This is a genomic window from Microvirga tunisiensis, from assembly GCF_009296175.1.
In the GTDB taxonomy this organism is placed as follows: Bacteria; Pseudomonadota; Alphaproteobacteria; order Rhizobiales; family Beijerinckiaceae; genus Microvirga; species Microvirga tunisiensis.
The window spans coordinates 1-12059 of record NZ_VOSK01000202.1 but is presented as its reverse complement, the minus strand read 5'-3'; the positions used below and the strand labels follow the sequence as shown (position 1 = coordinate 12059).

Here is a 12059-nt window from a genome sequence, read left to right as displayed (position 1 = left end):
ATAGAGACAAGTATCCATAGCGGGGCTCCTCAACCGTTGCACACCCCGCATCCGCCTCATCAATCTTCACGAAAGCTATTCCAAATCAAGCACTTGAAGCGAGTAATAAAATTGCTCACCAGCCTCTTATAGACGTCGCGCTCGTAGTCGTTCCTGACCTGCATGACCTTGTCGCCGGGACCGTAGACCCATCCGGCACGGTGCAGGCTCTCGGGTCCCGGCGGATTGAAGATTTGCTGCAATTCAGCGTTCAGCATATGCGTGCCGAGCCGCCCGCGGTTCATCGGGCACAAGACCTGGACGTCCCGCACGGGATCGAGACCGAACCTTCTCGGGATGCGATCGCGCATGAGGATCGTCATCTTGGCCATTGCGTCCGCCGGGGCATCCGCCTCCACGAAGTAGAAGTCGGAATCCGGTTGGTGCATCAGATCGGGCACGAGGCCGCGATTGATGGCGTGCGCCACCGTGATGATGCGGCTCTCCCGCTCCTGCCGAAAGACTTCCCGGAGATGCACGACCGGAACGGCGCCGGACGCGATGATATCGGAGAGAATCTGTCCAGGCCCAATGGAGGGAAGCTGGTCCACGTCGCCGACGAGGAGCAGGCAGGCCTCATTCGGCAAAGCGCGCAACAGCGCCGCCGTGAGTCGGATGTCGAGCATCGAGGCTTCGTCCACGACGAGGAGATTGCAGTCGAGCGGCGCATTGCCGTTGCGCCGGAACCCACCCTCGGAGGCTTCGAGCAGCCGGTGCACGGTCTTGGCGGTAAAGCCTGTGCTCTCGGCCAGCCGTTTCGCAGCCCGTCCGGTCGGTGCGCAAAGAGCAACCTGCAACTCATGCTTAGCACAGAGATGCGTCAGGCTCCGGATGAGCGTGGTCTTGCCGACACCGGGGCCGCCGGTGACGACAAGCACCTTTGCCCGGCAGGAGGCTATGAGCGCCTCGCGCTGGCTGACCGAGTAGGACACGCCCGTGGCAGCCTCCGCCTCGACAATCACCTGTGCGGTATCGAGCCCGCGCCAGGGATGGAACCCTTGCGCGATCTCCCTCAAGCGCTGTGCGATGAAAAGCTCTGCGCCGTAGAGGCTCTTGAGGAAGATGCAGCGGTGCCCATCGAGTTCATCGGCAGCAAGCTGGCCCGCCGCGCATTGCGCATCGAGCACGGGCGCCAGCTGAGCCTTTGACACTTCGAGCAGAATGCTCGCCTGCTGCAGGAGCTCGTCGACCGGCAGGCCGGAATGTCCCTCTTTTACGGCTTCGGACAGAACACTGGCGAGCCCGGCCTGCAATCGTATTTCGGCCGTCGGCTCGATTGAGAGCTGCATGGCCGCTTGATCGGCCAGAGCGAATTCGAAACCTGGAATGTCGAGAGCAAGCCGGTAGGGATTGGCCGAGATGATGTCTATGGCCCCGACGCCATAGGCGCGGTAGATGCGCGTGAGCAGGAAGCCGCCGATGCCGTGTGCGTTCAGGAACGCCGCGATGTCCTTGAGGGTGCGATGCTCGGCCCAAGCCTCGCCGATGCTCAGAGCCTTCGCCATGCCGATGCCGTGCACGCGCGTCAGCTCATGCGGCTTCTTCTCGATGACGTCGAGAATGCGCGAACCGAAGGAAGCGATGAGCCGCTGCGCAACGGAAGGGCCCACGCCCTTCAAGAGACCGGATCCGAGAAAGCGCTGCAGGTCTTCCGCCGTCGTCGGAGCCGAGGTCTTCAGCTCACCGGCCCGGAACTGAACCCCATGATTGCGATCGTGCAGCCACTCGCCTGTCGCCTCGACGACTTCGCCGATGGCGACCGATGGAGCATGGCCGACAACGGCAACCGGCTTGCGGTGCCCGCGCGCCTTGACGCGCAATACGCAGAAGCCGGTCTCGTCATTGTGGAACGTCACCCGCTCGATGGAACCGACAAGATGTTCGGAGAGGGACAGGGCGTCCTGGTCGGAAGCAGTGATGGCGGAGGAATTCGGCATCGATCAGCGAGACCACCAGCGCCGGGACGCCATGAGAACCGAGAGTGGACGAGAATTAAGAATGGACGAGACGGTGAGACCGTCTCGTCCATGATCGCAGCAAAATTTAGGCTGCCTTCTTGGTCGGCCAGCCGAGTTCGACGAGGCGCGCCTTGGCAAAGTCGCGGATCTCGTCACGGATGCCTTCCGGCAGATCGGCGAGCACCTTTTGCGTGTCGGCGTGGAGCATCAGGTCCGTGACCGCGTTGATAGTCTTGGACTTCTTGATCTTCGCCTTCAGGTCGTCCTCGATGTTGCCATCGGCGGCAGCCGCCTCAACCTTGCCCTTCTGCGGCTCGGTTTTCTCGAGCTCCACATGCGGGTCGGCATAGCCCGGGCGGCCCTGCTTGAACTCGTCGGCTTCCTCCTCGGAGTAGACGTAGCCATGCAGCTCGATGAGCTTGAGGATCACGCGATCTTTCGCCCGCTTCTCCGCCATGGCGTAGACATAGGCCGCCTGCTTGCCGGAGACGCGGTAGTTCACGCCGATCAGCGCCTCGCCGATCGACCACTCGACGCGCTCGCCCATGCGGCCCGTCACCTGGATGACGGCCTCGTCGCGCTCGGCGCGAATGATCTTGGGTTCGTCAAAGACGACCTTCGCCTGGGCGGCGATGCGCTCCAGGGTCTTGTGATAGATGACGGCCGTTCCCTGGACGCGCCAGACATTCCCGGCCATCGGCTCGCCGAATTTCCCAAGCACCTCGGAAATCTTTTTGTCAGTCGTATTCATCCTCAATCCTAACTTTCTCAAAAGCCCGTGAATCGGTCACGCTCTCTTGTCGCAGCCTTATCCCGGCCGGCGCGTTCGTTATTTGTTCTATAGCAAATTTGAGGCTCCCGGTCCACTTTCCACTCCACGAGGCGAGGCAATAAACTATTGTTAATCAGAGACTTAACGCGTGTGCCATTTTGTCTCAAGCGCACGAAGCGAGGCCGTGAGAGGGCGCCCTAAAGCTCCCGGTTCGGGAGCCGTTTAAAGTTTGACTCCTATCGTATTGTTCTATATATGTTCTCATAATACTACAGGCGAAAAGCTGCCGGAATGTCAGGCGGCCTGCCCAATCCTTGAAAAGCCAAGCTGGAGGCTCCGATGTCCGCGCAAGCGCTCCTCGACCTTTCGGACCGGCGCCCCGCCCGGCGTCCAGGAACCCGCCGGGCCCAGAAGCGCCCGTCTACGCCGCTCACGCGCAATGCCCTGATTGCCGACTACCTGGCGCTCTGCGAGCTTGACGCCGAGATGGAGTCCTTGCGCGCGCCCGCCGATCCGGCTGAGTTCACCGTTGGGGACGAGACCATCGCACACGTTGCGGATTTCGAGATCGTGAAGGATGGCGCCGCCTATCTGGTCGATGTGGTGACCGACGACGACCTGCTGCAGCATCCCCTGCGCGCTGCCGCAATCCATGGCATCACCTCCTCGGACGGCCGCCCTTTCCTGATTGAAACGGCCGCCAGCATCCGGGCCGAGCCGCGCTTCACGACCATGCGCCTCATCATGGCCTGCAAGCGCACGCCCGTGACCGCGGGAGACCGGGTGCGGGTTCTGCATCAGCTCGACGAGATGGGCACCATGCGACTGGTGGATTGCGCCAGCGCCGTCATGAATACGCAGGATGGTGTGGCGGCCGTTCTGGCGCTGGCGTGCGAGGGGCTGATCGCCGTCGACACCAGTCGTCCGATCCTGCCGGAAACACAGGTGCGCCGACGCCGCCTGCCCTACACCGATCCGTTCGCGTTCTAGTTGTCTGGATGCGAGACCTCCTTGGCGGCAGCGACGACTTGGAGGGCTGGCGGCAACGCGTCTGAATCGGGCGGCTTGTAGCGGCGGTTGGCGAGCTTCGGCTCGGCAGCCAGGCGGTTGCGCACAACCTGCTCGGGCGAGGCGCCCTTGAGCACGCGCTGGCGTCTTCGGTTATAGGCCTGATTGAAGCCCTTGAGCAGCGTCTCGAGGTCGTGATGGCTATAGATGGTGATCCCGAGCACCTCGCGCTGCACCCGCCCGTTGAAGCGCTCCACGAGACCATTGGTTTGCGGTGTATACGGCTTGGTCCTGCGGTGCTCCAGCTTCAACCTCCGGCAGGCCTCCTCGAAGCCATCGGCGGTAAAGCAGGATCCTCGGTCCGTCAGGATGTGCGTGACCTTGAAGGGGAACGCGCGGACCGCCTCGTTCAGGAAGGCGACTGCGCTGGTGGTCAGCTCGTCGTCGTAGACGGCCAGGTGCACCCACCGTGAGCAGCGGTCGATGGCGACATAGAGAAAGCGCTTGCGGCGCTCGCCATTGGCGGTCTCCAGCTTGGGCAGGTGCTTGATGTCGATGTGGATGAAGCCGAGGTCGTAGTCCTTGAACGTGCCGCTCTTGCGTTGGCGCTGCTGCGCCGGCGGCAACCGCCCGAGGCCTTCCGCCTTGAGGATGCGGTAGACGGCATCGCGGTTGAGACGCGGCAGGAAGTGCGTGACGATGAAGGTGAGGTCATCGAGCGGAAAGCCGGTGGCCTGGCGCAGGGCACAGACGATGGCGCGCTCTTCCGCGGTCGCCTTCCAGGGCAGCTTGTGCGGCCGGCTGGAGTGGTCCTGGCAGTCCTGGGCTCCGCGCTTGCGCCATTTGCGGACGGTCTCGGTGCTCACACTGAAGCGCTGGGCCAGCACCCCGGTGGGCTCGGTCGAGCGGGCGATCTCCTGGCGAACGGCTGGAGTGGTGCGGGCTTGGGGATGAAGGGAGTGCATCAGATCCTCCACCAGGCCCGCGGCGGGCGCCGCGAGCCATCGAAGCGCCAAGTATAGTTCTCAATCGCCCAACGCACCCGGTCCCAACAACGTTCCGCTACCAAACAACTTAGAGCATCTTTCGGCGAGGTGGATCCGCCTCGCCGTTAAAAATGCGGCACCGCAAGGGGCAGAGATGATTCCACGCTGGCGGAAACAGCCCTAGGATTGCGCAGCGTGACGCTCCACCGCCTCGCCGAGAAGCGAGCGCACGATGGCGCGCACGGCATCCGACGTGTCGTCGGCGGCGAATTTCGCCTCGATCTCGTCGCGAACGATCGAACCGTCGCCGCTCCGCTTCAGTTCGGTCGAGGATTCCGCCTGCAGCAAGGTGACAAAGGCGCTTTCCACCTCCCGCGCCACATCGGAACCGTCAGCCGCCTCGACCACGCGCCCCGTGAGATCGAAGACATTGTTTTCGAACGGCAGAGCCTGCGGCTCCAATGCACCGCTGCCATCCAGGATCCAGGCGCGGGGAACATGATCCACGAGATCGACGGATTGGCGCGTGATGTTGCCGGGGTTCATCCAGCGCGTCCGCCCGGCGAGAACGGATTTCTGCGTCTTGTGGATGTGCCCGTTGATGAGGACATCGCAGCCCTCGACTGCAAACGGCGGCACCGCTCCCGGATAGCCGCCGTCGAAGGCGATGTCGTGGTGCGTGAACCATGCGTGAAGATCGACACCCGCGAAGGAGCCGCGCGCATCGGTCGGGATCGTCTGGCCATAGGGTGTCATGCCGATGCCGATACTGCGCGCGCCGATCTGAAATTCGGTCACGGGAGCCGATGTGGCGACCACGTCGACCACGTCGCACAAGCCCAGCAGCGCCAGCGAGTCGCTGTCGGTGAGCATCGTGTGCTGGATGTCGTGATTGCCGACATTGACGATGGGACGATGCCGGAAGCCCTTCAGAACGCGAATGAGCTGGTTCTTGAGCGCCTCGTCGGTCTCGACCGGCCGGTCGAACAGATCGCCCAGGATCACGACGGCAAGCTGCCGCTCGTTGGCAATGGCGACACAGCGCTCCAGCTTGCCGAGCACGGCTTGCGGCCACACGGCATCCTTGCGCCGCCCTGGGCGCCTCGAGCCGACATGCGGATCCCCGATGACGAGGACACCATTGCACTGAATCGCGGGAAGACGGTCTCCGGACAGGATCATGCGGTCAGCCGCTCCGACGGCGTAGAAGAAAGCGAGGGATGGGCGTGATGGTCCAGCAGGTTCTCAGGCTTCACCGGCGCGCCGCAGGTGGGGCAAAGCCCACCGGTTTCCTCGACGAGCTGCGCCATTTCAGCCTGGAGGGATGTCAGCCCTTCGTCGACCTGCGCGATCCGGCTCTGCGCGATCAGAGCCGCAGAGCGGAGATCGTTCATGCGCTTCAGGATATTTTGTGCCGACGAAGTGTTTTCAAGGGTCGGAAGAGCCTCGGGCAGGCTCTGCAGCGCCGCGAGCCGCGCCCTGCTCCAGGCAAGGCTATGACTGAGCCCGATGACGCGTCCTCCCAACCGCTCGCGCTCGCGCGAGCGCTCCACCATGCGCGTGAGATGGGCCAGCTGCTCGGCCTCGGGGAGCTTTGCCGTGATCTCGGCCCGCGCCTGTGCCTTCTCCAAGCGGCGATTGAGATCGGCGAGCTGCGATGCACACTGCTGCAGCGTCTGAAGATGGGCCGAAGCGTCCTTGAGATCGTCCCCCAGGCGGCGGATGGCCGACAGCCTGTCCTTGAGACCGTCGAGGTCCTTCAGCCCTTCGAGAGCCTCGCCGAGCGCGATCAATTCCCGCTCGCCGTTGCGCACGAGATCGTTGTCCCGCCGGCAGCGCTCGCGATGGATGACGAGCATATCGCGGATGTAGCCCGCTTCCTGCCCAATCGAGAGAACGGCGGAGCGGCGGGACGGCGTCTCCCCGAGAAGGAAGACGGGAAACTTCTGATGCGCGATGTGAACGTCGAGGTCTTCCACCTTCCGGATGCGGATGAGATCGGCGACCCAATCGGGAACACTGCGACCGCCGGTCTCGTAGCGCATGCCCCGTTCCTCGACGATGGAGCCATCCGATTCATGCAGAGACCAGATATTGACGGGCGATCGACGGGGCTGACGCGTGAAACGCAGTGTCCGGCGTCCGGCAACCCCAATCTCGACGCTTGCCGCCTTCGCGCCCGCCCGCACGAGGCTATCGCGGGCTTCACCATAGAACACGGCGCGCAAGGCACGGATGAAAGTCGACTTGCCGCGGTTGTTCGGGCCGATCAGAGCATTCACGCCGGGGCTCAAGGGAAGCGTCGCGTCCTTGTACGCCTGCACATTGGCGAGCCGAATGAAACGCAAGCCCGGTTGCACGTCGTCCCACGCGGCGCTGGTGTCGGAGGACTGCACATCGACGCCGGAGACGGGCTCGCCGACGATGCGGGCGATGTGGAACTTGCCGGAGAATTGCGACAGGTCGTGATGTGAAACGGCGAGGCACTGCACGCCAAGACGCGCCGCGCCGTCCTCCAGCACCCGGTAGAAGGACGAGACGCGATCCGGCGCGATCCAGCAATCCGCTTCGTCGAGGGCGAGGAAGCGGGCGACATCCGCCTTGACCACCGCGATCAGCCGCAGCGCCATGCCGACCACATTGGTCAGCGCGCCGCCGTTGTCCTCCAGCACATCTTCCAGGGAGCCGTCCGGACGGCGCACGCAGATATCGAGCGAGGCCAGGCCGCGCTCGGTCGAGAGGTCCAAGGCCACAGGCTTTTCACCCGGCAGAACCTCCTGCACCAATGCGGTCAGAAGGGTTTCGAATGCGGACAGGCTGCGGCGGCTGGCAGAGCCGTGGACGGCCTCGATGAAGGCCTCCACCTCATCTTTGACGGCAAGTCGTCCCTTGGCGAGCTCGATCTCACGCGTCAGCTCCTCGCGTCGTATCCGCAGAGCATCGCGCCGCCCCTCCAAGCGCGCGAGGGACCCTTGCGCCCCTGTGACGTCATGATCGATGGAATGTCCGATCAACGCTCGTCTCCAAGCTGTCTCAGACGCGTCTCGACCTCGCGCAGCGACGCGCCAAATTCCTCGGCAAGCTTGGCATTCTTAGCCTGTGCCTGCTCGATCAAAGACTGGATCTGCCCTTCGTCGTCCGTGCCCAGTTCCGACAAGGCCAGCGCCCTCGCGTCTTCGAGCTCGCGCGTCAGGCGCTCGACCTCGCCCTCGGCCCGGATCCGCTCCGCCCGAAGCTTGTCGAAGGTCTTGCGCATCTCCTCCAGGCGCCGGAGCTGGTCTATTTCGAGTCGGGTCAGATTGGTCATGAGGGGGCGAATCCGCTGTGCTGGAATGGTCGAGCTTCAGGTATCGCCAGCGATATTTCGCCGCAACGACTTTGCCTCTTTTTGGACGGGAATAAGCGCAATCTCTTCAATCCTGGCATCCGACCCTCCACATAGTATCGGTTACTCCAAGATTACAGTCCCAAACCGCGGACTTTGCTTGACACAGCGGCCCTCGGGAGTATGTTCTTGGTTTGTTCGCATCCCCTGTATGCGTTGTGGATGTGACGCCATTAGGGCAGCCGCGCCTCACCGCCGCAAAGGATCCTGCGATGACCGCCATGACGGATGAACGACCGATCTTCGAGAACGAGGAATGGCTCGTGATCGAGAGCGGCCTTGAGCACAAGCGAACCGGTTATTTCATCGACCGCGAGAGCCTCGGCCAGCGCCGGGAGGATGGTCTGTGGACGTGGCCGCTGCACATGGCCGAGAAGAGTTGGTGTGCCATGCAACCGTTCTCCGAAGCCTTCTCCCGTGCAGCGTCCGTCTTTGGTGTCACGACAGGTGCGGAGCTGGCGCAAACCTTCAAGATGGCGCGCTGCGAGATCTCCCCCTGGCCGAAGGTTGCAAGAGAATCCAACCGGGGCTCCAACCCGGTTCCGCTCATCCCGCGGACCTTGCATCCGCAAGGCTCGAACCCCATCTTCATCGAGCCGCGCTCTTCGGAGAAGCCCTTGAATGGTCAAGGTTTTCAGAGCCCGGACGATGCCTGGCGCATACGCCCTCAAACGGGCGCGCGCCTGTTTCTGAAAACCCCGCGTCCCCGTCCCGAACGCCTGAGCCTGGCGCGAGAAGCCGACCTTCCATGGCGAGCGCAGCGCCGGATTGGAAAGACAGGGACAAAGCTTGTTCGGCTGCTGCAGGCCGCCTGGAACATAAGGTGAGATGAATGCCGAGCTTCGGACTTGAAGAGACAATGCGGTATGGCGCGAATGCTTTTCAGGAAGATATCTCCGGAGCGGAGACAACATCGCCTGAAACGGCGGATGAATTTGCACAGCATGTCATCGACGCAATCTGTCATGCGAGCGTGACGCCAAGCGTCGGTCGCCGCACGTTCGAGCGCTGCATGCGCGCGCTCAGCCTGGGATCAACGGCCCGGATTGGATTTCGCCATCCTGCCAAGGCTGAGGCGATCGACATGATCTGGCGCGAGCGTGAGCGACTGTTCGACGAGTACAACGCAAGTCCCGATAAGATGCGCTTCCTTGCAGCGCTGCCTTGGGTGGGACCCGTGACGAAGCATTCCCTGGCTCGCCGGCTCGGCGTCTACGCAGAGCATGCACAGCGGGCCGTCGCCTAAAGACGAAACAACAAGAGGTATCACCCCATGACCAAGGTCCGCGCAAGCGATGTCGGCTTCTGCGTTGTCGATGACAACGCCAATGTCATTGCCGACAACCTCGTCCACCGCATCCGCGAGGCTGCTGCCGAGATGGAGAGTCAGGTCAACCGGCTCTATCGCGGTCGCAAGGCCTATGACCTCGAAGAAGGCACCAAGCTCGACCTCAACAAGGCCATCGAGCAATTGAATTACATGGCGCGCACCCTGCGCGAAGTGCAGAGCGAGCAGTCGAAGGTCGTGTACCTGCAAGCTGCCGAGTAAGCTTCACTTTTAGAATAGCGGTGACCGTGTCACCGCTATTCTTGTATCGGCCATCAGTCCCGTGACCGTCGCTTAGGCCTTTACGGCCAAGATGAACAGCACGAGCGGCGCATGCTGATACCAGCGGTTTAGCCAATCATATCGACGCGCCATTTCTTCGCTCGGACGCGGCTCCTCAATCTTCACAATTCGAAATCCGGCTTCGCTGACGGCATTGATGTAGTCGGACAAAGTGCGCGGAAAGCGCGGCACCTCGAAAGGCTCCTCACTGGGCTGAAGCATGGTCGCATTCGGGCGTCGGCTGAAACGCCAATATTCCACGAAGGGTGATCTCTCGAAGTAGCGGCCGACCCGAAGACCGAGATGAGATCCTTCCTCATCCGTGAGCCACCGGATCGCAGGTGTGATGAAGCAGGGGTGAAGAACGCTGAAGCACAGAGTGCCGCTCGGCTTCAGAACCCGGGACGTAGCCCGCATCGCGGCTGGCAAGTCCGGCCCGTCCATGAGCGCCATGGTCGACACGGCGCAGTCGAACTGCCCGTCCGCAAAGGGCGAGAGCTCGTTGAACGAGCCGACCTCATACGCAATGCCGAGAGGCTCCTCTTCTTCCTTCCGGCGGGCATGCCTGATCATCTCAGCGGACAGATCGACACCGGTCATCATTCCACCGAGCTTCGCGAAGCGGCGTGTGTTCGAGCCCTCGCCGCAGCCCAAATCGATGATCCGCTGTCCGTTCACGGAGGGAACGAAGTCGAGGAAAGCGGGCAACGTATAAAGCTCACGGTAGAAATCGAACCCCGCCCTCACCTCCTGAGTCCAGGTCGCAGCGTTCCGGTCCCAAGCGGCCGCGACAGCCGCTTCATCCAAGATCTCATCGGTCATGCCAGACTCCTGAAGCCGAGCCGTAACCTTTAGCCCTCATGGCACTTCACAGACAACTCGTGCGCTGATGCTTCGCGGGCGAGAAATTCCCTCGCCGGAAACGGACCGGGCCACCCAGGGACCTTGTGTTTCACGTGGAACAAAGATAGAACAATAGGCGATGCCTCTCACCGGGCAGGAATGTGCAACCGACCTGAAAACGTGTGGCATCCCCGATGCTTCAGCCGTTCAGGAGAGATGAAGTGGAGAGGCCGTCATGGCTGGAAGCGTAAACAAGGTGATTTTGGTTGGGAATCTGGGGCGGGACCCGGAGGTGCGGCGTCTGTCGAACGGGGAGCCGGTGGTGAACCTGCGCCTTGCCACGTCGGAGACCTGGAAGGACAAGGGCACGGGCGAGCGCAAGGAGAAGACCGAGTGGCACTCGGTGGTGATCTTCAACGAGAACCTGGCCCGGGTGGCGGAGCAGTACCTGAAGAAGGGCTCGAAGGTGTACATCGAGGGCCAGTTGCAGACGCGGAAATGGACCGATCAATCCGGCCAGGAGAAGTATTCCACCGAGGTGGTGCTGCAGCGCTTCCGCGGCGAGCTGACGATCCTCGACAGCCGCCAGGGCGGCGGGGCATCGGAGTATGGCGACGAGGAGCCGGGTCAGGTCGCCAAAGGCGGAGACTTCGGGCGCTCGTCACCGATGGAACGCAGGCCAGAGCCGGCCGGCGGTTCCCGGCACAGCGATTTCGACGACGACATTCCGTTCTAGAGCCCCGATCCCTTAAGCGGCGCATCGTTCAGCGCGGGAAACCGGGTCGACTTTTCGCTGACACGGACCTCCGGTTCCGCACGATGCGCTAGACGACACGAGAATCCATGCTCTCGAAATCCGGGCGTCGAGCCCGGATTTTTTGTAGCTGCCAGCAGGCTTCTCAAAACCCGACCGACATCTTTCGCGTCATATGCCGCGAGCGCTGAGCCCGCTCCACCTCGCGCAGCTTCCGGGCTCGCTCCTGGAGCTCGTCGCGGTTCGCCCACCACCAGCCGCGAGTGGACCGGGCGTCCGGATCCTCTTCGGCCTGAACCGGTCTGGTGCGGTAGATTTCCTGCAGCGTCGGCATCCGCCAATGGGCCCAGACGTAGCGTGAAGGATCACCGTGCACGTGAGCGTAAAGCCCGGTTGTCGACGGCTCATCGATCGGATCGATGTCGATCGCCTCGAACACCACGACGCCCCAGCGGTAGGTCGACAACGGAAATCCAAGGGGCGGCAGGTGTCAAGCGACACCGAGATTTACGAGATAAGGCGACATCCAGTTTTACGACGGCTCAAGCGTGAGCCCGCTGGAGAGCCTCCTCCAGATCCCGCAGGCGATAGCTGCGCCCCTTGATGTTGAGAACATGCGCTCGGTGCAGCAGGCGGTCGAGGATGGCCGTGGCCAGCACCTCGTCGCCGGCCAGCAGCTCGGTCCACTCCCGGATGCTCTTGTTC

General features: G+C 62.7%; 13 protein-coding genes and 1 pseudogene. 5 read left to right on the top strand and 9 right to left on the bottom strand.

Annotated elements, in window-relative coordinates; all coding sequences use genetic code 11:
* Positions 1-59: 59 nt before the first annotated feature.
* The gene (recD2, locus tag FS320_RS29580; RefSeq protein ID WP_244627472.1) at positions 60-1976 is read right to left on the bottom strand and encodes an SF1B family DNA helicase RecD2; all 1917 of its coding nucleotides are present in this window, start codon (positions 1974-1976) and stop codon (positions 60-62) included.
* Between the two features lie 106 nt (positions 1977-2082).
* Positions 2083-2748: a trna delta -isopentenylpyrophosphate transferase gene (locus FS320_RS29575; RefSeq protein WP_152715834.1), complete on the bottom strand. Its 666-nt coding sequence runs from the start codon at positions 2746-2748 to the stop codon at positions 2083-2085.
* 360 nt (positions 2749-3108) lie between these two features.
* On the opposite strand from FS320_RS29575, the gene FS320_RS29570 reads away from it, so the two are divergent.
* Positions 3109-3759, top strand: coding sequence for a hypothetical protein (locus FS320_RS29570; protein WP_152715833.1), 651 nt, complete (start codon positions 3109-3111; stop codon positions 3757-3759).
* Here the strand turns inward: FS320_RS29570 and FS320_RS29565 are convergent.
* The 4 genes from FS320_RS29565 to FS320_RS29550 all read right to left on the bottom strand — a co-directional run bounded on the left by FS320_RS29565 (position 3756) and on the right by FS320_RS29550 (position 8070).
* Entirely contained in the window at positions 3756-4742 is a 987-nt protein-coding gene (locus FS320_RS29565) for an IS481 family transposase (RefSeq protein ID WP_152715832.1), read from the bottom strand. The two genes, FS320_RS29570 and FS320_RS29565, sit on opposite strands and share 4 nt — an antisense overlap.
* Positions 4743-4943: 201 nt before the next feature.
* Positions 4944-5945 carry a metallophosphoesterase family protein gene (locus FS320_RS29560; protein WP_152715831.1) on the bottom strand — a complete coding sequence of 334 codons (1002 nt, stop codon included), beginning with the start codon at positions 5943-5945 and terminating at the stop codon, positions 4944-4946.
* On the bottom strand, positions 5942-7777 hold the full coding sequence (locus tag FS320_RS29555) for an AAA family ATPase (protein WP_152715830.1): 1836 nt from the start codon (positions 7775-7777) through the stop codon (positions 5942-5944). Before FS320_RS29555 ends, FS320_RS29560 begins: the two co-directional genes overlap by 4 nt.
* On the bottom strand, positions 7774-8070 hold the full coding sequence (locus tag FS320_RS29550) for a hypothetical protein (RefSeq protein ID WP_152715829.1): 297 nt from the start codon (positions 8068-8070) through the stop codon (positions 7774-7776). The genes FS320_RS29555 and FS320_RS29550 overlap by 4 nt, the downstream gene beginning before the upstream one ends.
* Positions 8071-8360: 290 nt before the next feature.
* Between FS320_RS29550 and FS320_RS29545 the strand changes: the two genes are divergently transcribed.
* Genes FS320_RS29545 through FS320_RS29535 form a run of 3 tightly spaced genes read left to right on the top strand, consistent with a single transcriptional unit; the run spans position 8361 to position 9697 of the window.
* Positions 8361-8975 (top strand): hypothetical protein, encoded by a 615-nt coding sequence (locus tag FS320_RS29545; RefSeq protein WP_152715828.1) that lies wholly within the window; start codon positions 8361-8363, stop codon positions 8973-8975.
* Positions 8976-8980: 5 nt separating this feature from the next.
* Complete coding sequence (locus tag FS320_RS29540; RefSeq protein WP_152715827.1) at positions 8981-9394, top strand: hypothetical protein; 414 nt, start codon at positions 8981-8983, stop codon at positions 9392-9394.
* A gap of 27 nt (positions 9395-9421) precedes the next feature.
* Entirely contained in the window at positions 9422-9697 is a 276-nt protein-coding gene (locus FS320_RS29535; RefSeq protein WP_152715826.1) for a hypothetical protein, read from the top strand.
* Between the two features lie 72 nt (positions 9698-9769).
* On the opposite strand, the gene FS320_RS29530 is transcribed toward FS320_RS29535, so the two are convergent.
* On the bottom strand, positions 9770-10579 hold the full coding sequence (locus FS320_RS29530) for a class I SAM-dependent methyltransferase (protein ID WP_152715825.1): 810 nt from the start codon (positions 10577-10579) through the stop codon (positions 9770-9772).
* A gap of 256 nt (positions 10580-10835) precedes the next feature.
* Between FS320_RS29530 and FS320_RS29525 the strand changes: the two genes are divergently transcribed.
* Positions 10836-11336: a single-stranded DNA-binding protein gene (locus tag FS320_RS29525; protein WP_152715824.1), complete on the top strand. Its 501-nt coding sequence runs from the start codon at positions 10836-10838 to the stop codon at positions 11334-11336.
* 163 nt (positions 11337-11499) lie between these two features.
* Here the strand turns inward: FS320_RS29525 and FS320_RS29520 are convergent, their stop codons facing one another.
* Together FS320_RS29520 and FS320_RS29515 are read right to left on the bottom strand one after the other, a co-directional pair.
* Positions 11500-11820 carry a hypothetical protein gene (locus tag FS320_RS29520; protein WP_152715823.1) on the bottom strand — a complete coding sequence of 107 codons (321 nt, stop codon included), beginning with the start codon at positions 11818-11820 and terminating at the stop codon, positions 11500-11502.
* 97 nt (positions 11821-11917) lie between these two features.
* Positions 11918-12059, bottom strand: a pseudogene (locus tag FS320_RS29515) (ATP-binding protein); the annotation flags it as partial.

Excerpts from the sequence above, each read along its gene's own strand:
- recD2 (WP_244627472.1), bottom strand. The coding sequence starts at position 1,976 with ATGCCGAATTCCTCCGCCATCACTGCTTCCGACCAGGACGCCCTGTCC.
- FS320_RS29570 (WP_152715833.1), top strand. The coding sequence starts at position 3,109 with ATGTCCGCGCAAGCGCTCCTCGACCTTTCGGACCGGCGCCCCGCCCGG.
- FS320_RS29535 (WP_152715826.1), top strand. The coding sequence starts at position 9,422 with ATGACCAAGGTCCGCGCAAGCGATGTCGGCTTCTGCGTTGTCGATGAC.
- FS320_RS29540 (WP_152715827.1), top strand. The coding sequence starts at position 8,981 with ATGCCGAGCTTCGGACTTGAAGAGACAATGCGGTATGGCGCGAATGCT.
- FS320_RS29565 (WP_152715832.1), bottom strand. The coding sequence starts at position 4,742 with ATGCACTCCCTTCATCCCCAAGCCCGCACCACTCCAGCCGTTCGCCAG.
- FS320_RS29545 (WP_152715828.1), top strand. The coding sequence starts at position 8,361 with ATGACCGCCATGACGGATGAACGACCGATCTTCGAGAACGAGGAATGG.
- FS320_RS29560 (WP_152715831.1), bottom strand. The coding sequence starts at position 5,945 with ATGATCCTGTCCGGAGACCGTCTTCCCGCGATTCAGTGCAATGGTGTC.
- FS320_RS29530 (WP_152715825.1), bottom strand. The coding sequence starts at position 10,579 with ATGACCGATGAGATCTTGGATGAAGCGGCTGTCGCGGCCGCTTGGGAC.
- FS320_RS29550 (WP_152715829.1), bottom strand. The coding sequence starts at position 8,070 with ATGACCAATCTGACCCGACTCGAAATAGACCAGCTCCGGCGCCTGGAG.
- FS320_RS29575 (WP_152715834.1), bottom strand. The coding sequence starts at position 2,748 with ATGAATACGACTGACAAAAAGATTTCCGAGGTGCTTGGGAAATTCGGC.
- FS320_RS29525 (WP_152715824.1), top strand. The coding sequence starts at position 10,836 with ATGGCTGGAAGCGTAAACAAGGTGATTTTGGTTGGGAATCTGGGGCGG.